Below are 17,058 nucleotides of genomic sequence, written 5' to 3'. Positions count from 1 at the left end.
CCTCTGACAGGCTTTTGCGACAGTTTCATTTCATCGAACTTGCAAACAGACCGGTTATGATCCAAACGCTGAGCAGACTGCGCTAAAGGAGACGACGATGGCAGGCGGTTCCATTCCCCATTTCCAGAACGATGCGGGCCATCCGGCGATCGATATCGGAGTCAAGGAATTCATGTGCACCGGCGCCAACCCGCCTTTCGACCATCCGCATGTGTTTCTCGACATGGGCGACGACAATGAGAAGGTCTGCCCCTACTGCTCGACGCTCTACCGCTATTCGCCGAAGCTGACGGCGATGGAAACGCTGCCGGCCGGCTGCCTCTACATCGATCAGGCCGCCTGACCTCCAGCGGGCCGGGCCAATGGCAGACGCACAGTCCCGGCAAGTCATCATCGCCGGGGCGGGTATTGCCGGGCTGACCGCGGCACTGGCTTTCGCCGGGCGCGGCTATACCGTGCGGATCTTCGAACAGGCGCAGCGCCTCGAAGCGGCGGGCGCCGGCATCCAGCTTTCGCCCAACGCGACACGCATCCTGCGTGAGCTCGGCGTACTCGACGCACTTCTTCCCAATGCCGTCAGGCCGGAAGCCGTGGTGCTGAAGGATGCGGCAACCTTGGGCGAACTGGCGCGCGTGCCTCTTGGACGAGCAGGCGAGGCGCGCTGGGGTGCGCCCTACCTCGTGGCGCATCGAGCGGACCTGCAAAACGCGCTGATGGCGCGCGTGGCTGCCATGCCCGATGTTCATCTCACCACCGGCGCGCGCCTTGACAGCGTCACGATCAGCAGTTCAGGCATCACCGCGGCAGCCGATGTGGGTGGTAGGCTCGTCGCGGCGGAAGGTTTCCTTCTGGTCGGCGCCGATGGCGTCTCGTCGTCGGTGCGCGGACTTGCCGACCAAGGAAGGAAAAACAGGCTTGCGAAAAGCCACTTCTCCGGCGAACTGGCCTGGCGGGCAACCGTCAGCGCAGACAGTCCTGCCGGGCAAGCTTTTGCAGAGATCGGTGCGCCGGACTGCGTCACCACCTTCCTGCATCCCGGCTTTCACATGGTCGCCTATCCCGTCAGCAAGGGCAGCGCCATCAACCTCGTCGCTTTCACCAGGGGCGAGCGTATCGCCGAAGGCTGGTCCGGCCATGCCGATCCCGCAATCCTGGCCGGCGCCATGCGCCGCACCACGCCGGCGCTGGCAAGGCTTGCGGAGTTGGCCGGCCCTTGGGCGGCCTGGCCGGTCCATACGGTCGATCAGAAGCCGCCATGGGTAAGGTCGGGCCGCATCGCACTGGTCGGCGACGCGGCGCATGCCATGACGCCGTTCGCGGCACAGGGCGCCGCGATGGCCATCGAGGATGCCGCCACGCTTGCCGACGTCATGGCCGCCTCCCCTGCCGATCTCGCCGGAAGTCTTCAAATCTGGGAAGGCCTGCGCCGGCCGCGCGTCGCGAGAGTGGCACGTCGCGGCGCCCTCAACCGCCTTGCCTGGCATGCCTGGGGTCCGGTGGCGTTGGCGCGCAACCTTTTCCTGAAAATGCGGGCGCCGGAGAAGCTCGCCGCGGATTTGGACTGGCTTTATGGGTGGCGGGCCTAGAACTCGAACGAGGCGTTGGCGTTATCTGCGCGACCTACCAATTATACAGCCTCAACGACCACCCGAGCGAGACCGGCAACGGGTTCCACCAACCGGTGCGCAGGCCGGCGGTTCGCAAGGCGGCCGCGGTCCAGGTGTTGCAGCCGGCCAGCGCATTGAAATGGCCGTTCGCCTCATAGAAGCGGTCGAAATTGGAATAGGCGGCCCCTGCGATGACGATCGGCCCGCCTGGTCCTTGCTGGAAACTCGCATCGATGAAGTCGAGCAATGCCGCAAAGCGGTCTTCCGGGATGTCGAAACCGGCGACGTCGGGTCCGGAGATATTGCCGGCGACCTCGACATGCATCACTGAAGCGTCAAGCGTCAGGGCCTTGAATACGGGCATCGCCTTCAGCTGCGACCAGGTCGGCGTCTCCAGGTAGAAGGCGCGGCCGCCCCAGCCGAAGACGATGTAGCGCACCTCGGGCGCGTCGGAAGGCTGGCCGGCAGCCGCGAGGAAGCGAAAACGCCGGCGCACGCCATCATCGACGGGAATGGCGATGTCGGTGTGGATCGGATTGCTCAGCACCAGAATGTGCCTGACGCCCTCGCCGGCCGCGGCAGCCGGCCAGAGTGGTCGTGGCACCAGTGTGCCGAGTGCCGCGACCAGCACCACCGCGGCAACCAGCACGGCCAGGAAACGAAGGCGTTTTCTCATCCGGGCATAGTTCTTGCGATTCCATCACGTTTCAATCGAAACGATCCGATCGGCCAAATGTGAAAAAGCCCGACCGTGGCGCGGCCGGGCTCCTTCCATTTCGACGAGGCAGCGCTCAGTGCAATATCTGCGACAGGAACAGCTTCGTGCGCTCGTGGCGCGGGTGATCGAAGAACTCGGCCGGCGTGTTCTGCTCGACGATCTGGCCCTGATCCATGAAGATCACCCGGTTGGCGACTTTCCGCGCAAAGCCCATCTCGTGGGTGACGCACAGCATGGTCATGCCTTCCTCGGCAAGGCTAACCATGGTCTCCAGCACTTCCTTGATCATTTCCGGGTCGAGTGCCGAGGTCGGCTCATCGAACAGCATGATGCGCGGGTTCATGCACAGCGAACGGGCGATCGCCACGCGCTGCTGCTGGCCGCCGGAGAGCTGGCCCGGATATTTGTTGGCCTGCTCGGGGATCTTGACGCGCTTGAGGAAATGCATGGCCATCTCCTCGGCCTGTTTCTTCGGCGTCTTGCGCACCCAGATCGGCGCCAGCGTGCAGTTCTCCAGGATGGTCAGGTGCGGGAACAGGTTGAAGTGCTGGAACACCATGCCGACCTCTCGGCGCACCTCGTCGATCTTCTTGAGATCGTTGGTCAATTCCTTGCCGTCGACGAAGATCTTGCCCTTCTGGTGTTCTTCGAGCCGGTTGATGCAGCGGATCATGGTGGACTTGCCGGAGCCGGACGGGCCGCAGATGACGATGCGCTCGCCGCGCATCACCTTGAGGTTGATGTCCTTCAGCACATGGAACTCGCCATACCATTTGTGCATGGCGATGATGTCGATGGCGACATCGGTGGTCGAGATGTGCATCTTCGCGGCATTGACCTTGATCTCTTCCGCGCTGACGGCGTTTTCGGTGGCCATGAACCAATCCCCTTTTTATCGTTTGTAACCGGTGTCGAGCCGGCGTTCCGTATACATTGAATAGCGCGACATGCCGAAGCAGAACAGCCAAAACACGAAGGCGGCGAACACGAGACCGGATTTCGCGGTCTGCGGCGTCGCCCAGTTGGCGTCCGAGAAGTTCTGCTTGACGACGCCGAGCAGGTCGAACATCGAAATGATGAGGACCAGGCTGGTGTCCTTGAACATGCCGATGAACGTGTTGACGATGCCGGGAATGACCAGCTTCAGCGCCTGCGGCAGCACGATCAGTCCCATCTTCTGCCAATAGCCGAGGCCGAGCGAATCGGCGCCCTCGTATTGGCCCTTGGGGATCGCCTGCAGGCCGCCGCGCACCACTTCCGCCATATAGGCGGCGGCAAACAGCGACACGCCGATCAGAGCCCTCAGGTACTTGTCGAAGGTGACGCCGGCGGGCAGGAAAAGCGGCAGCATGACGCTGACGAAGAACAGCACTGTGATCAGCGGGATACCGCGCACAGCTTCAATGAAGATGATGCACAGCATCTTGACGATCGGCATCTTGGAGCGCCGGCCGAGCGCCAGCACGGTGCCCAGCGGCAGCGACACGGCGATGCCGACGAAGGAGAGGCTGAGCGTGATCAGCAGTCCGCCCCACCGCGACGTCTCGACATGCGGCAGGCCGAACACGCCGCCGACCAGAAGGAAGAAGGCGACGATCGGCAGCACGAGGAAAAGCAGGATGGCGTTCAGGCCCTTGCGCGGCACGCTGGGGACCAGCATCGGCACCAGCAGCGCCGCGAACAGGATGGCGACCAGGATCGGCCGCCAGCGCTCCTCGACCGGATAGGTGCCGAACATGAACTGGCCGAACTTGGCGTTGACGAAGGCCCAGCAGGCGCCGCTCCAGCCATCGGGCTGGATGCCGCCCTGCGCCACTGTCGCGCAGACGGTCCGGTCCGGCCCGGTCCACTGGGCATTGATGAAGGCCCAGTTGATGACCTGCGGCAGGACCCAGGCGACGATGATGATGCCGAGTATGGTGAGGATGGTGTCGCCGACCGAACCGACGAGGTTCTTGCGGACCCAGGCATACAGGCCACGCTCGCTGATCGGCGCCGCCTCCGCCAGGGCCATTTCGGTGCGCACCCAGGACATGTCGTGTTCCTGCATGGCCCTACCTTTCCACCAACGCCATTCTGGCATTGACCACGTTCATCACGGCCGAGGTCACCAGGCTGAGTATGAGATAGGCGATCATCATGATCAGCACGCCCTCGACCGCCTGGCCGGTCTGGTTGAGCACCGTGCCGGCGGTCGCCGTCAGGTCCGGATAGCCGATGGCGATGGCCAGCGAAGAGTTCTTGGTCAGGTTGAGATACTGGCTGGTCAACGGCGGGATGACGATGCGCATGGCCTGCGGCACCACGACCAGCCGCAGGATCGATCCCGAGCGCAGGCCAAGTGCGGCGGCGGCCTCGGTCTGGCCCTTGCTGACACCCCTGATGCCGGCCCGCACGATCTCGGCGATGAAGGCCGCCGTGTAGCAGGACAGCGCCAGATAGAGCGACAGGAACTCCGGCTTGACCTGGAAGCCGCCGGTCAGGTTGAAGGTCGATTGTTTCGGAAAATCGAAGCTCAGCGGAAAGCCGCTCAGCGCATAGGCGAGCAGCGGCAGGCCGACGATCAGCGCGACGGACGTCCAGAACACGGGAAACTGCTGACCCGTCGCCATCTGCCGCTGGCGCGCCTTGCGGGCGACGAACCAGGCCATGGCGATACCCACGATGAGCGCCACGAAGATCAGCCATGAGCCCTCGCCCCAGACGGCGCGCGGGAAATAGAAACCGCGCTGGTTGAGGAAGGAACCGAAAGGCAGGTTATAGCTCTCGCGCGGCGGCGGCAACACGGCCAGCACGCCCGAATACCAGAAGAAGATGACCAGCAGCGGCGGGATGTTGCGGAAGATCTCGACATAGACCGTGCAGATCTTGCGGATCAGCCAATTCTGCGACAGCCGGCCGATGCCGATGACGAAGCCGATAATGGTCGCGGTGACGATGCCGGCCACGGCGACGATGATGGTGTTGATCAGGCCGACAATGATGGCGCGACCGTAGGTCGAATCGGACGTGTAGGCGATCGGCGTGTCCGAGATGTCGAATCCGGCGCGGCCCCTGAGAAAGCCGAAACCGGAGGCGATGTGAAGACGCTGCAGATTGTCGATGACGTTCTGCACGATCCACCAGACAGAGCCGAACAGAACGACGACGACCAGTGTCTGGAAGAAGAGACTGCGGACTTTCGGGTCGTTGATAAAGGAGCCGCGACTTGTGTCCTCGCGAAGGACTTCCTGCGATGCCATATCACCGTCCCCTGTGAAAGAGAAACCGGAAGGCAGAACCATCTGCCTTCCGGATCACATTTCGATCAGCGGATCGGCGGAGCGTATTGCAGGCCGCCCTTGGTCCACAGCGCGTTGATGCCGCGGGCGATCTTCAGCGGGCTGCCCGAGCCGACATTGCGATCGAACATTTCGCCGTAATTGCCGACCGCCTTGACGATGTTGACGACCCAGTCGTTGGAGACGCCGAGATCGGTGCCGATCTTGGTGTCGGCTTCCTGGCCAAGCACGCGCTTGATCTCAGGGCTGGCCGAGTTCTTCATCTCGTCGACATTGGCCTTGGTGATGCCGAGTTCCTCGGCGTCGAGCAGCGCGAAATAGGTCCACTTGACGATATGGTACCACTGGTCGTCGCCCTGGCGCACCGCCGGTCCGAGCGGCTCCTTGGAGATGATCTCCGGCAGCACGACGTGATCGGCCGGCGCACCCAGCGTCAGGCGGATGCCGTAAAGGCCCGACTGGTCTGTGGTGTAGACGTCGCAGCGGCCGGCGTCATAGGCTGCGTTGACCTCTTCGAGCTTCTCGAAAACGACCGGATTGTACTCCATCTTGTTCGCCTTAAAGTAGTCGGCGAGGTTGAGCTCGGTGGTGGTGCCGCTCTGCACGCAGACGGCGGCGCCGGACAGCTGAAGCGCCGAATTGACGCCCGGCAGCTTCTTGGCGTTGATCATGAAGCCCTGGCCGTCATAGTAGGTGGTGCCGATGAAGTTCAGGCCAAGTGCCGTGTCGCGGTTAATGGTCCAGGTGGTGTTGCGCGACAGGATGTCGATCTCGCCCGACTGCAGCGCGGTGAAGCGCTCCTTGGCGCTGAGCGGCGTGAACTTGACCTTGGAGCCGTCACCGAAGACGGCGGCCGCCACGGCGCGGCAGAAATCGGCATCGATGCCTTGCCAGTCACCCTTGTCGTCCGGCGCGGAGAAGCCGGCCAGACCCGTCGAGACGCCGCACTGGATGAAGCCCTTCTGCTTGACCGTGTCGAGCGTGGTGGCTGAAGCCGTTGAAGCCACGGCTCCAAGCGCGGCGGCTCCAAGGATGCCGATTGCAATGTGTTTCATGACCCACAGACCCTTTTCTGTTTTCAGGCAAACCTGATCTTTTTTTCCCGCGTGAACGCAGCTTTTCGTTCCGGCCCATTTCCGGAACTCCGCATCGCAGTCGACGCGCCGCCTCCCATTCACGAACAGCATCGAAGGCGATAATTCCTGTGAGGTCAAGGAAAATGACCGAATTCAGATGGGTTTGAAAATCGTTTGCCGCAATTGCCTGAATAGCAGACAAACGCGCCCGCAATTTAGTCAGAAGCGCGAATAAAGCCGGCGAAGCTCGCCCTACGCCAGGCTGCGCTCTGTCCGCAAAAAATCCATCCGCCCGATTACTCTGCGTTACTGTGCTCTGCCGGCCGGTTGCGTGCCGATGTCTGCGCCCTCTGGCTGGATCTGGGTCATGGTGAGGTACGCTTTGCGCTATCAGGCGACGCATGCCGCTGCCGGCGGCGGGCTTTCTGGCCGCGCCATTACGCTTGCAGTCGGCCTGCGGCGGCTCCGGCAATTGGCACATTCGAAGTCGGGGTCCTGGCGAAAGCCGGCTGTTGCGCGGTCCATGTCGCCGCACTATGGCTAGCGGCTTACCAAAAAAGGCGACGACGAATGGCAAAAGACGGCAACGAGCCGGTGACTGGCAAAATGGGCATCAACACGCGGCTTGCCCATTCGGGCAACAACCCGCACGACTATTTCGGCTTCGTCAATCCGCCTGTCGTGCACGCCTCCACGGTGCTGTTCCGCAATGCCGCCTCGATGGCTGGACGGGACCAGAAATACACCTACGGCACGCGCGGCACACCGACCACCGACGCCTTGGCCCAGGCCATAGACGCGCTGGAGGGGTCGGCCGGCACGATCGTGGTCCCGTCGGGCCTGGCGGCGGTGACGGTGCCGCTGCTTGCCTTCGTTTCGGCGGGCGACCACCTGCTGATCGTCGACAGCGTCTATCATCCGACGCGCAACTTCGCCGACACGATGCTGAAGCGGCTCGGCGTCGAGGTCGAGTATTATGCTCCCGGCATCGGCGCGGGCATCGCCGCCTTGATCAAGCCGAACACCAAGGTGGTGTTCACGGAATCGCCGGCCTCAAACACGTTCGAGGTGCAGGACATACCAGCCATCGCGAAGGCCGCGCACGCCGCCGGTGCCATCGTCATGATGGACAATACCTGGGCGACGCCGCTTTATTTCCGTCCGCTCGACCATGGCGTCGACATCTCGATCCATGCGGCGACGAAATATCCCGCCGGTCATTCGGACGTGCTGCTGGGTACGGTGTCGGCCACCGAGGCCTGCTGGAAACAGCTGTATGAAAGCTTCTGCACGCTTGGCTGCTGCGCCGGACCCGACGACGTCTACCAGGTGCTGCGCGGCTTGCGCACCATGGGGGTGCGCCTCGATCACCATCAGCGCAGCGCGCTCGCCATCGCGGCATGGCTGGAGGGCCAGAAGGGCGTGGCGCGCGTGCTCCACCCCGGCCTTCCCAGTCATCCCGACCACGCGCTGTGGAAGCGTGACTTTTCCGGCTCCAGCGGCATCTTCTCCATCGTGCTTGCCGGCGGCGGCCAGAAACAGCAGCACGCGTTCCTCGACGCATTGCGGATCTTTGGTCTCGGCTACTCCTGGGGCGGTTACGAGAGCCTTGCCGTGCCGGTCTGGCTCGGCGACCGCGTCGTTGCCAAGGGCCCCTATGAAGGGCCGTTGATTCGTCTCCAGATCGGCCTCGAGGATGTCGCGGACCTCATGACCGATATTCTTCGCGGGCTCACCGCCGCCGCAGCGGCCTGACGCGACCTCTCGGACCGATACCAGCAGCGCCCGCAAGGCCTTGACGCGATTGAGCAAACGGGGGCCGCACGCGGCGCCCCGGTCCGGCCATGTCGGCAATATTATTCTCCCCATCCGCAGTTTTGCGGATTTGTTTGACTTCCAAATTGCCGGCTTCCGCTTCATTGCGGCAGCGGAAATCATTCCCCAGCCACCGCACCAAGAGCCTGCCCATGGCGTTCCGCCTCTTTGTTCCCATTCTTGCCGGCGCGACGCTGCGCGAACGCATCATCGCCTGCGTCGGTGCGATGATCGGCATTGCGCTGACTGGCGCGATCAGCGGACTCACACTGGGTAGCGGGCCACATGTGCCGCTGCTGGTGGCGCCAATGGGAGCATCGGCGGTGCTGTTGTTCGCGGTGCCCGCCAGCCCGCTGGCGCAGCCCTGGTCGATCATCGGCGGCAACACGATCTCGGCGCTTGTCGGCGTGATCGTGGTGCAATTCGTGCACCAGCCGGTGCTCGCCACCGGTATTGCGGTAGCGCTGGCGATTGCCGCAATGTCGTTCACGCGCTGCCTGCATCCACCCGGGGGTGCGGCGGCATTGACCGCGGTGTTCGGCGGCCCAGCCGTGATCAGCGCCGGCTTCCTTTTTCCTTTCGTGCCGGTGGCGGTCAATTCGATGCTGCTGGTGGCGCTTGGCTACGGCTTCCACAAGCTGGCCCGGCGCAACTACCCGCACGTGCCGGCCCCGGCGCCGGTAAACAGTCACGGCACCATCGATCCGCCGGCGCAATTGCGTGTCGGTTTTCGCTCCGAGGACATCGACGCCGCGCTTGGAGCGCTCGACGAGACCTTCGACATCGATCGGGGCGATCTCGACCGGCTGCTGCGGCAGGTCGAATTGCAGGCCATGGTGCGCGAGCATGCGACGTTGCGGTGCCAAGACATCATGTCGCGCGACGTCATCTCGGTGGACGAGCACACGCCAGCCGCCGCTGCGCGCCAATTGCTGCTTGACCACAACATACGAACCTTGCCGGTGGTGGATGCCGAGGCAAGGCTGGCCGGAACCGTGGGCTTGCGGGAACTGACGCTGGCGGCCGGCACGGTCGGAACCGTGATCTCGCCGGCGGCAACCGCAACTGCCGGCTCGAACGCCATGGCGCTGCTGCCAGTGCTGACCGACGGGCGCAGTCACGCCGTCATCATCGTCGACGATAAAAACCACATCCTCGGGCTGATCACGCAAACCGATCTGCTGGCCGCGACGGCGCGGATGCAAAACACCGGCAGGGAGCCGGCCAAAGTGCTAGCATAGGCAGCCAGGCGGATCGCCTGGCGTGATTTTTCGGGAACCTTTTTTCGAAACCTGCATCCAATCTTTCGTGCAAGGATCGATGGAGGACACATGCCTGCGCTGACGGCAACATCAACAGCGACGGACGAGCTCCGGCTCGTAGCCCGCGCGCTTGCCCGCGACAGCGATGCCTTTCGCAAGATCATGAAGCTGAACAACCAGCGGCTCTACCGACTGGCGCGCGGCATGGTGCGCAATGACAGCGAGGCCGAGGACATCGTGCAGGAGGCCTATGTCAGGGCCTTTACCAATCTCGGCACCTATCGCGGCGATGCTTCGCTTTCCACCTGGCTGTCGCGCATCGTCATCAACGAGGCGCTCGGGCGGCTTCGCAAAGGACGGCGAACCGTGGCCATGCCTGAAAACCCGGAAGCGCAGATCATCCGGTTTCCCCTTAACCCAAGCGACGATCCGGAGCGGACGATGGCGCAGCGGCAGATCCTCGGGCTTGTCGAGCGGGCGACCGACAGCCTGCCCGACGCCTATCGCGCGGTTTTCGTGGCCCGCGTCATCGAGGGCCTGAGCATCGAGGAGACCGCCGACCTGCTCGGCGTGCGGCCCGAGACCGTCAAGACGAGACTGCACCGCGCCCGCGCTTTGCTGCGCAAGGCGCTGGACGACGAGATCGGGCCGGTGCTGCTCGACGCCTTCCCCTTCGCCGGCCGGCGCTGCGAACGGCTGACGCAGGCCGTGATGAAGCGGCTCGGATTCGAGGGGTGATCTTCAAAGCCAGATCTTTCGCCGATTTGTCGGGAACGTTTCCGCGCCATCCTCATCCAATGAATGTCAACCCAGATGAAGCCCGCTGCCCAGCCTGTCGGGCGGAAGGAGATGCCATGCTTATCAGACACACCGCAGCGCTTGCCGCCCTCTTGCTGCTTGGCGCTGCCCCATTCGCGCAAGCTGCCGACAAGCCGACCGACCCGCAGATCGCCCACATCGCCTACACAGCCGACATGATCGACATCGAGGCGGCCAAGCAGGCAATCAAGAAATCCAAGAACAAGGAAGTCGTCGATTTCGCCAAGGACATGGAGCGCGACCACGAAGCGGTGAACAAGCAGGCGCTCGACCTGCTCAAGAAGCTCAAGGTGAAGCCGGAAGACAATGCCACCAGCCAGGCGCTGACCAAGGCGGCGAAAGAGGAACATGCCAAGCTCGCCAAGCTGAAAGGGGCTGCCTTCGACAAGGCCTATATCGAAAACGAGGTGGCCTACCACAAGCAGGTCAATGGAGCGCTCGAAACCCTGCTCATTCCGTCGGCCAGCAATGCCGAGCTGAAGAGCCTGCTCGAAACCGGCCTCAAAATCTTCCAGGGGCATGAGCAGCATGCCGAACATGTCGCCGGCATGTTGAAATGAAAGCGGCCGCGCTGATCCGACCGCTCCTTGCCGGGCTGGCGCTGGCGCTTGCCGCCGGCCCGGCGCCGGCCGCGACGATCGAGGTGACGATCGACAAGCTCGTCTTCTCGCCCGCAAGCGTCGAGGCCAGGGTCGGCGACACGATCGAGTGGGTGAACAAGGACGCATTCGCCCACACGGCCACGGTGAAGGGCGGCTGGGAGGTGATGATCCCGCCGAAGGCGAAGGGAAAACTGACCCTCAAGACGGCGGGAGCGGTTGATTATTTCTGCCGCTTCCATCCCAACATGAAAGGCCGATTGGTAGTGGCGCCCTGAAAATCTGGGCCGGTGGCGGGACTTGGCCGCAAATACCAAGCCCCGTCACTCCGGAGCACCCGCCACTCCGGAGCACCCGTCACTCCGCAGCAATTGAGCACGGAACAGTCGCGCCAGGGATCAGAGCGCCAGCCATGCCGTGCCAGCCGCCAGCGTCAGCAGCGTCAATGGCAGGCCGACTTTGAAGAAAGCGCCGAACGACAGCGACGTGCCGGCGGCGCGCGCCTGCTCGGCAACGATCAGATTGGCGACCGAGCCCAGGAGCGTGAAATTGCCGGCCAGCGTCGAACTCATGGCGACGACCAGCCAGGCGCGCTCGGGGTTTTCCAGGCCGGGGATGAAGGGCCGCAGCGCCAGCACGGCCGGCACGTTGCTCATTATGTTGGAGAGCACCGCGGTGAAGCCCGACAGGCGCCAGACGTCGTCCAGCCCGAGGTTCTTGGCGGATGCGACGATGTCCGGTGTCAGCAGCGTTCGTTCGGCGCCGGCAACCACGATGAACAGGCCGGCGAACATGAACAGCAATGGCCCGTCGATTTCGCGATAGATGCGCTCTGGTTTGATGGCGCGGGTGAGCAGGAGGATGGCGCCGCCGATGAGCGCCGCCTTGGCGACAGGCACACCGGCGAAGAAGGCAACGGCCAGTCCGATGCAAACCACCACCGCTTTCAGCACCTGGCGGCGATGCATGCGGCCGCGCGAGACCTGTGGCGTCAATTCGCCGTTGCGCGCGAATTCGGTGCGGTAGACGATGCGAACAATGGCGATGACCGCGACGAGACCGAACAGGGCAACCGGAGCCAGAGCCGCTGAAAAGGCCGGATAGGAGATGCCCGACAGCGCACCGATGACCATGTTTTGCGGATTGCCGGTGATGGTGGCGACACTGCCGCAATTTGACGCGGTGGCGGTCGCGATGAGGTAAGGAACCGGATTGCGTTTGATGGCGCGGGTGACGTGAACGACGATCGGCGCCATGACAAGACAGATGGCGTCATTGACCAGGAAGGCCGACAGCAGGCCGGTCAGCAGGGTCACCATAACCAAAAGCATGAACGGCGCATGCGCATGCTCGATCGCGATGGCACCGAGGCCGCGAAAGGCGCCCGAGACCTTCAGATGCGCCACTACGATCATCATGCCGAGCAAAAGCGTGATGGTGTCGAAATTGATGGCGCGGTAGGCATCCTCCAGGCTGATCGCCCCGATGGCTATCATCGCGGCCCCGCCGAGCAGTGCGATCCCCGCCCGATCGAGGCGCAGGCCTGGTATGCGGCCGACGGCGACGCCGGCATAGGTCAGGACCAGGATCAGCAGTGCCGCCGCGCCCATCAATGTCATGCGAAGAAGGCCCTGCCCGATGCATTCAGCCCCGGCCGGAGCTGTGGCCACCACCTTTAGCGGGCGGCGCGCAAAGCGAAAATACCTTCTGCGTGATGGCTGCAGAAATCCCCAGCGACGTGCCCCCGGCGCCGGTGGCTGGCCGGATCCGCCTCAATGAACCGTGATTGTCGCGGCTGGCGGCGTTTGCTGGGAAACCATCGGATCGAAACTGACCTGGTCGCGTCCATTTGACTTGGCGGCATAGAGCCGCCTGTCGGCTGCCGAGAATATCTCCTCATAGGTGGTCGGCCCGTTAAAGGCGGTACCGCCAATGCTCACGGAAAGCGGACAGGACCGGCCGCCCGGCGAAAATTCCACCTCGCGAATTCGCCGGCGGATGCTTTCGGCAACCAGCCAGGATTGCGAGGGATCGACGCCGGGAAGAAACACGCCGAATTCCTCGCCGCCGATGCGGCCGACGATGTCGGTGCCGCGGAGCTGATCCTTGATCGTCTGCGCGATCAGTTTGAGCGCCTGGTCGCCGCAGTCATGCCCAAGCCGGTCATTGATCGATTTGAAGTGATCGGCGTCGATGATCAGCAGCGCACCGGAATTGGCCGACGCCTGTTTGCGGACCTGTTCGAGATAGGCTTCGACCAGCATGGAGAAAGCGCCGCGGTTGAGCACCGCCGTCAGGCTGTCGGTGGCGGCAACGACGGTGAGATCGCGCTGGGCAATGGCCAACTGGCGTATCTTCCACATCAGGAAGAAGAGAAACGATCCACCCAGCACCAGGGGCAACAGAATGTCGGTCAGCTGAGCCCGCCACACAGCTTCGGGCGAAAGATACGGGAAATTGAACGAATCGACGAAAAACGCCACGCCAATGAAGAACGCCGTGCCGGCGGCGGTGACGGCGATCACCCTGCCCCAACTCGTCGGCGACAGGTCGAGCTTCATCTCTTCAACTCCGTTAGCCGCGTCTACTATGACGCGCCAACGCAAACAAAACGATAAGACTTTCCCTCCAATTCGACGGCAGAGGTTGCAGGGTTACGGCCGCCGGACCGGCGGCCGCCTCCGGCCTGCGTCTCGAAGATTTGTCCGGATGATCGATCCGGACCTACGACAGGAGGGTCCTGCCGTCAGCCGTTGGGCGCCGATTCGCCCAGCGTCTCTGCAACAAAGGATGCCGCGATCAGATCGTCGGCATCCAGGCCTAGAGAGCCTTCGCCCGCTCCCATGATGGCGGCAACCTTATGGAAGGTCTTCAGCTCATGGTCGGAAATCCGGGCGGTTTGCATCTTGGCTTTGAGCTCGGCGATACGTCGCCCCAAGGCGGGCGACGTTCCAATTTCACGTTTCGACATGACGCGGTTTTCTCCTTCCCCAACCCATGCTTGTTTTGCCCGCCATTCGCAGCCCGAATGCTTACTTTTATGAGGGACCGCGAATACAAGGCCCCGAACGCGTGATCGTTACGAAGGTTCCCGCGCGACAAGGTCACGAAATAATACGGAAAGGGCGCCGCAGCGGCGGCGTGCCGCCGTCGCGCCGGCAAGCGCATTCGTGAAGACGAGAAGGGATGAAAAGTTCCGACCGGATTCCTGCCCGCGTTGAAATTTCTCACGTCCGGAGCAGCTAAGCCGTTGAAATTATTGGCGATCCCGACAGGATTCGAACCTGTGACCATCGGCTTAGAAGGCCGGTGCTCTATCCAGCTGAGCTACGGGACCGCTGGCCGGCTCGGAGCCGGTAAGATGTCTGCGCTGGCGCCCGCCCGGGCTTTGCCGGTCAATGCGTCCAGGGCGTCCTGCGGTCATAGCGGAAATTTTCCGCATAGGAAATCTGGCGGCGCTTGGGCTCTTTCGGCTCTTCGACGCGGTAGGCGAGCCCTTCCTTCTCGGCATAGGCCACGGCCTCTTCGCGCGTGTCGAAGGTCAGCTTGATCTGGCTCCTCATGTCGCCGGAAGTGGTGTAGCCCATCAGCGGGTCGATTTTCTTGCGCATCTCGGGATCGAATTCCAGCACCCAATGGCCGGTCTTGGCCGTGCCGGACTGCATCGCGGTTTTGGCTGGACTGAAAATGCGCGCGGACATGACCACCTCATTGCTGTGCAAGGCAGCATGGCCGCCTCTTCGCCCGTCATTACTGCGCAATGCGGACGGCGGCAAGGTTTTTGCACTTGCAGGTTTTTGCACTTGCCATGCAACACTGAAATGAATAGGCAACAGACCGTTCGGAGTGTAGCGCAGCCTGGTAGCGCATCTGGTTTGGGACCAGAGGGTCGGGAGTTCGAATCTCTCCACTCCGACCACCTTTCACAGAAAAGGCAATCGAGGGCCGTTGGCGCCTGCGAATGGCAATGTGTCGGGTGCAGAATGGGGCTGTCGGCAATCTCCGCGCGGCCAGTTGTCTTTGCTGCTGCATGTCACGGTCGCAACAAAAAGCCGCGGACGGCAAAGTTGCCTGCTCCACCGCATCCACTATTGTGAGCCGGAACACAACACGGTGTGGGGCGACAGATGCCCATCGGACATCGACGGTCTCCGCTAAAGCCTCACGGAGGAACCATGAGCGACAGTTGGACACCCACCCGCCTCGGCGCAGGGCGGCATTCAGCATGACGACGGAAACCGCCACGGGCGGCACGGAGACAAAATTCAGACAGCCGCCAGCCGGACCCGGGATCGCGGTCGATCTCGATGGAGTGACCATAGATTTCGCATTGGCGGCTGGGCGTAGCTTCCAGGCGGTAGCCCGCGCCGATCTGAAAGTCGGCGACCAGGAATTCGTGGCGATCATTGGGCCGACGGGCTGCGGCAAGTCAACGCTGCTGAATGCCGGCGCAGGGCTTCTCGAGCCTTCGGCAGGCAGCGTCCGTGTGTTCGGCGCCCCGCTTCGCGGTCTCAACAGACAGGCTGGCTACCTCTTCCAGCAGGATGCATTGATGCCCTGGAAGACCGCTCTGGACAATGTGGCCATCGGGCTGGAAGTGGCAGGCGTGCCCTCTTCCGAAGCAAAGGAACGCGCGCGAGCATGGCTCGGACGCGTCGGCCTGGCTGCTTTCTGCGAGCGCTACCCTCACATGCTTTCAGGCGGCCAGAAAAAGCGCGTTGCTCTTGCGCAGGTGCTGATCCGCGATCCCAAGATCATCCTCATGGACGAACCCTTCGGACCGCTCGACGCACAGACGCGGCTGATCATGGGCGGCCTTTTGCTCAAGCTGTGGTCGGACGACCGCAAGGCGGTGATGTTCGTCACCCACGACCTCGAGGAAGCGATCGCGCTGGCTGATCGCGTGGTGGTGATGTCAGCCGGTCCCTCGGCACGCATCATCGGCGACTTTCCAATCCCGCTGGCGCGTCCACGCGATATTTCGGAAATCAGGCTGGAACCGCGCTTCCAGGAATTGCATCGCGACATCTGGCACATGCTGAAGAAGGAAGTGCTCAAGGCTTACGGCGAGATTGAAGAAGGAGCGATCCGATGAAAAGGACGACGCTGCTTTTCGCACAGCTAACCGTGGCCGTCATCGTCATCGCGCTCTGGCAGGCAGCGTCGACGACGCACCTGATCGGCGATCCGAACAATATTTCCTTCTTCTTCTCGACCCCGTTGGCGGTGGCAGGCCAGATATGGAAGTGGTTTGCCACCGGGACGATCTGGCATCATCTGTGGATCACGCTGTGGGAGTCCATGCTGGCCTTCGCCATCGGCTCGCTGGCAGCGATCGCGATCGGCTTCTGGTTTGCCCGCAAGCCAAGACTTGCGGCCGTCTTCGATCCCTATGTAAAGGCGGCCAATGCGCTTCCCCGCGTCGTGTTGGCGCCGATCTTCACGCTTTGGTTTGGCCTCGGCATCTGGTCCAAGGTTGCCTTGGGCGTGACGCTGGTTTTCTTCATCGTCTTCTTCAATGTCTACCAGGGCGTGAGGGAGGTGAACACGACGGTGCTGGCCAATGCCCGAATGCTCGGCATGAACGAACGGCAATTGCTGCGCCACGTCTATATGCCATCGGCATTGTCCTGGGTGTTTTCATCGCTCCATATCTCCGTCGGATTTGCCGTGGTCGGCGCCGTGGTCGGCGAATATCTCGGTGCGGCCGGGGGACTAGGCTATCTGATACAGCAGGCCGAAGGCGTGTTCGACGTGGCGGGCGTCTTTGCCGGAATGTTCGTCCTCGCCGCTTTTGTGCTCTTGATCGACTGGATCGTCACGCTGGTCGAAAAAAGGTTGCTTGTCTGGCGGCCTGAATTCTCGAAACCAGGCCGATAGG

The 17,058-nt window shown here is 62.8% G+C and carries 18 protein-coding genes and 2 tRNA genes; 10 read left to right on the top strand and 10 right to left on the bottom strand.

Translation table 11 applies throughout. From position 1 onward, the window contains the following. The first annotated feature begins 97 nt into the window (after nucleotides 1-97). Both FJ953_RS14255 and FJ953_RS14250 read left to right on the top strand, forming a co-directional pair. Complete coding sequence (locus FJ953_RS14255; RefSeq protein ID WP_140494310.1) at nucleotides 98-343, top strand: zinc-finger domain-containing protein; 246 nt, start codon at nucleotides 98-100, stop codon at nucleotides 341-343. 19 nt (nucleotides 344-362) lie between these two features. Beyond that, a complete protein-coding gene (locus FJ953_RS14250) occupies nucleotides 363-1,586 on the top strand; it encodes an FAD-dependent monooxygenase (RefSeq protein ID WP_140624585.1) in 1,224 nt (407 codons plus the stop codon). A 34-nt stretch (nucleotides 1,587-1,620) separates the two neighbouring features. Here FJ953_RS14250 and FJ953_RS14245 read toward each other — a convergent pair whose 3' ends face one another. The 5 genes from FJ953_RS14245 to FJ953_RS14225 all read right to left on the bottom strand — a co-directional run bounded on the left by FJ953_RS14245 (nucleotide 1,621) and on the right by FJ953_RS14225 (nucleotide 6,661). After that, the gene (locus FJ953_RS14245) at nucleotides 1,621-2,283 is read right to left on the bottom strand and encodes a TIGR02117 family protein (protein ID WP_140624584.1); all 663 of its coding nucleotides are present in this window, start codon (nucleotides 2,281-2,283) and stop codon (nucleotides 1,621-1,623) included. A 115-nt stretch (nucleotides 2,284-2,398) separates the two neighbouring features. Further along, nucleotides 2,399-3,202: an amino acid ABC transporter ATP-binding protein gene (locus tag FJ953_RS14240; protein ID WP_140494315.1), complete on the bottom strand. Its 804-nt coding sequence runs from the start codon at nucleotides 3,200-3,202 to the stop codon at nucleotides 2,399-2,401. A 15-nt stretch (nucleotides 3,203-3,217) separates the two neighbouring features. Continuing rightward, complete coding sequence (locus tag FJ953_RS14235) at nucleotides 3,218-4,375, bottom strand: amino acid ABC transporter permease (RefSeq protein WP_140565096.1); 1,158 nt, start codon at nucleotides 4,373-4,375, stop codon at nucleotides 3,218-3,220. 4 nt (nucleotides 4,376-4,379) lie between these two features. Beyond that, nucleotides 4,380-5,567 carry an amino acid ABC transporter permease gene (locus tag FJ953_RS14230; RefSeq protein ID WP_140494318.1) on the bottom strand — a complete coding sequence of 396 codons (1,188 nt, stop codon included), beginning with the start codon at nucleotides 5,565-5,567 and terminating at the stop codon, nucleotides 4,380-4,382. Nucleotides 5,568-5,632: 65 nt separating this feature from the next. Further along, complete coding sequence (locus FJ953_RS14225) at nucleotides 5,633-6,661, bottom strand: amino acid ABC transporter substrate-binding protein (protein WP_140494320.1); 1,029 nt, start codon at nucleotides 6,659-6,661, stop codon at nucleotides 5,633-5,635. Between the two features lie 591 nt (nucleotides 6,662-7,252). Here FJ953_RS14225 and FJ953_RS14220 point away from each other — a divergent pair. From FJ953_RS14220 to FJ953_RS14200, 5 genes are all read left to right on the top strand, one after another. Continuing rightward, entirely contained in the window at nucleotides 7,253-8,437 is a 1,185-nt protein-coding gene (locus tag FJ953_RS14220) for a cystathionine beta-lyase (protein ID WP_140624583.1), read from the top strand. 212 nt (nucleotides 8,438-8,649) lie between these two features. Next, complete coding sequence (locus tag FJ953_RS14215; protein ID WP_140515503.1) at nucleotides 8,650-9,738, top strand: HPP family protein; 1,089 nt, start codon at nucleotides 8,650-8,652, stop codon at nucleotides 9,736-9,738. A 90-nt stretch (nucleotides 9,739-9,828) separates the two neighbouring features. Continuing rightward, nucleotides 9,829-10,497: an RNA polymerase sigma factor gene (locus FJ953_RS14210; RefSeq protein WP_140515501.1), complete on the top strand. Its 669-nt coding sequence runs from the start codon at nucleotides 9,829-9,831 to the stop codon at nucleotides 10,495-10,497. 116 nt (nucleotides 10,498-10,613) lie between these two features. After that, the gene (locus tag FJ953_RS14205; protein ID WP_140494328.1) at nucleotides 10,614-11,138 is read left to right on the top strand and encodes a DUF4142 domain-containing protein; all 525 of its coding nucleotides are present in this window, start codon (nucleotides 10,614-10,616) and stop codon (nucleotides 11,136-11,138) included. Next, nucleotides 11,135-11,455, top strand: coding sequence for a cupredoxin family copper-binding protein (locus FJ953_RS14200; protein ID WP_140624582.1), 321 nt, complete (start codon nucleotides 11,135-11,137; stop codon nucleotides 11,453-11,455). Before FJ953_RS14205 ends, FJ953_RS14200 begins: the two co-directional genes overlap by 4 nt. Before the next feature lie 120 nt (nucleotides 11,456-11,575). On the opposite strand, the gene FJ953_RS14195 is transcribed toward FJ953_RS14200, so the two are convergent. From FJ953_RS14195 to FJ953_RS14175, 5 genes are all read right to left on the bottom strand, one after another. Then, the gene (locus FJ953_RS14195; RefSeq protein WP_140561862.1) at nucleotides 11,576-12,796 is read right to left on the bottom strand and encodes an anion transporter; all 1,221 of its coding nucleotides are present in this window, start codon (nucleotides 12,794-12,796) and stop codon (nucleotides 11,576-11,578) included. Between the two features lie 153 nt (nucleotides 12,797-12,949). Beyond that, nucleotides 12,950-13,738 (bottom strand): GGDEF domain-containing protein, encoded by a 789-nt coding sequence (locus FJ953_RS14190; protein WP_140494334.1) that lies wholly within the window; start codon nucleotides 13,736-13,738, stop codon nucleotides 12,950-12,952. Nucleotides 13,739-13,923: 185 nt separating this feature from the next. Then, the gene (locus FJ953_RS14185) at nucleotides 13,924-14,148 is read right to left on the bottom strand and encodes a hypothetical protein (RefSeq protein WP_140494336.1); all 225 of its coding nucleotides are present in this window, start codon (nucleotides 14,146-14,148) and stop codon (nucleotides 13,924-13,926) included. Between the two features lie 289 nt (nucleotides 14,149-14,437). Continuing rightward, nucleotides 14,438-14,514, bottom strand: a tRNA-Arg gene (locus FJ953_RS14180). Between the two features lie 58 nt (nucleotides 14,515-14,572). Beyond that, on the bottom strand, nucleotides 14,573-14,878 hold the full coding sequence (locus FJ953_RS14175) for an ETC complex I subunit (protein ID WP_140494338.1): 306 nt from the start codon (nucleotides 14,876-14,878) through the stop codon (nucleotides 14,573-14,575). A 141-nt stretch (nucleotides 14,879-15,019) separates the two neighbouring features. On the opposite strand from FJ953_RS14175, the gene FJ953_RS14170 reads away from it, so the two are divergent. The 3 genes from FJ953_RS14170 (at nucleotide 15,020) to FJ953_RS14160 (ending at nucleotide 17,057) form a co-directional block, all read left to right on the top strand. Further along, nucleotides 15,020-15,096 (top strand) — tRNA-Pro (locus FJ953_RS14170). 306 nt (nucleotides 15,097-15,402) lie between these two features. Continuing rightward, nucleotides 15,403-16,272, top strand: a complete 870-nt coding sequence (locus FJ953_RS14165) for an ABC transporter ATP-binding protein (RefSeq protein WP_140624581.1) — start codon at nucleotides 15,403-15,405, stop codon at nucleotides 16,270-16,272. Next, the gene (locus FJ953_RS14160; RefSeq protein ID WP_140520616.1) at nucleotides 16,269-17,057 is read left to right on the top strand and encodes an ABC transporter permease; all 789 of its coding nucleotides are present in this window, start codon (nucleotides 16,269-16,271) and stop codon (nucleotides 17,055-17,057) included. Before FJ953_RS14165 ends, FJ953_RS14160 begins: the two co-directional genes overlap by 4 nt. Nucleotide 17,058 lies beyond the last annotated feature (1 nt).

The organism is Mesorhizobium sp. B2-3-6, assembly GCF_006442305.1.
GTDB lineage: Bacteria > Pseudomonadota > Alphaproteobacteria > Rhizobiales > Rhizobiaceae > Mesorhizobium.
This window is presented reverse-complemented; position numbering and strand designations above follow the sequence as displayed.

What these genes read in the sequence shown, in the direction of transcription:
- FJ953_RS14255 (WP_140494310.1), top strand. Translation starts at nt 98, where the DNA reads ATGGCAGGCGGTTCCATTCCCCATTTCCAGAACGATGCGGGCCATCCG.
- FJ953_RS14250 (WP_140624585.1), top strand. Translation starts at nt 363, where the DNA reads ATGGCAGACGCACAGTCCCGGCAAGTCATCATCGCCGGGGCGGGTATT.
- FJ953_RS14245 (WP_140624584.1), bottom strand. Translation starts at nt 2,283, where the DNA reads ATGAGAAAACGCCTTCGTTTCCTGGCCGTGCTGGTTGCCGCGGTGGTG.
- FJ953_RS14240 (WP_140494315.1), bottom strand. Translation starts at nt 3,202, where the DNA reads ATGGCCACCGAAAACGCCGTCAGCGCGGAAGAGATCAAGGTCAATGCC.
- FJ953_RS14235 (WP_140565096.1), bottom strand. Translation starts at nt 4,375, where the DNA reads ATGCAGGAACACGACATGTCCTGGGTGCGCACCGAAATGGCCCTGGCG.
- FJ953_RS14230 (WP_140494318.1), bottom strand. Translation starts at nt 5,567, where the DNA reads ATGGCATCGCAGGAAGTCCTTCGCGAGGACACAAGTCGCGGCTCCTTT.
- FJ953_RS14225 (WP_140494320.1), bottom strand. Translation starts at nt 6,661, where the DNA reads ATGAAACACATTGCAATCGGCATCCTTGGAGCCGCCGCGCTTGGAGCC.
- FJ953_RS14220 (WP_140624583.1), top strand. Translation starts at nt 7,253, where the DNA reads ATGGCAAAAGACGGCAACGAGCCGGTGACTGGCAAAATGGGCATCAAC.
- FJ953_RS14215 (WP_140515503.1), top strand. Translation starts at nt 8,650, where the DNA reads ATGGCGTTCCGCCTCTTTGTTCCCATTCTTGCCGGCGCGACGCTGCGC.
- FJ953_RS14210 (WP_140515501.1), top strand. Translation starts at nt 9,829, where the DNA reads ATGCCTGCGCTGACGGCAACATCAACAGCGACGGACGAGCTCCGGCTC.
- FJ953_RS14205 (WP_140494328.1), top strand. Translation starts at nt 10,614, where the DNA reads ATGCTTATCAGACACACCGCAGCGCTTGCCGCCCTCTTGCTGCTTGGC.
- FJ953_RS14200 (WP_140624582.1), top strand. Translation starts at nt 11,135, where the DNA reads ATGAAAGCGGCCGCGCTGATCCGACCGCTCCTTGCCGGGCTGGCGCTG.
- FJ953_RS14195 (WP_140561862.1), bottom strand. Translation starts at nt 12,796, where the DNA reads ATGACATTGATGGGCGCGGCGGCACTGCTGATCCTGGTCCTGACCTAT.
- FJ953_RS14190 (WP_140494334.1), bottom strand. Translation starts at nt 13,738, where the DNA reads ATGAAGCTCGACCTGTCGCCGACGAGTTGGGGCAGGGTGATCGCCGTC.
- FJ953_RS14185 (WP_140494336.1), bottom strand. Translation starts at nt 14,148, where the DNA reads ATGTCGAAACGTGAAATTGGAACGTCGCCCGCCTTGGGGCGACGTATC.
- FJ953_RS14175 (WP_140494338.1), bottom strand. Translation starts at nt 14,878, where the DNA reads ATGTCCGCGCGCATTTTCAGTCCAGCCAAAACCGCGATGCAGTCCGGC.
- FJ953_RS14165 (WP_140624581.1), top strand. Translation starts at nt 15,403, where the DNA reads ATGACGACGGAAACCGCCACGGGCGGCACGGAGACAAAATTCAGACAG.
- FJ953_RS14160 (WP_140520616.1), top strand. Translation starts at nt 16,269, where the DNA reads ATGAAAAGGACGACGCTGCTTTTCGCACAGCTAACCGTGGCCGTCATC.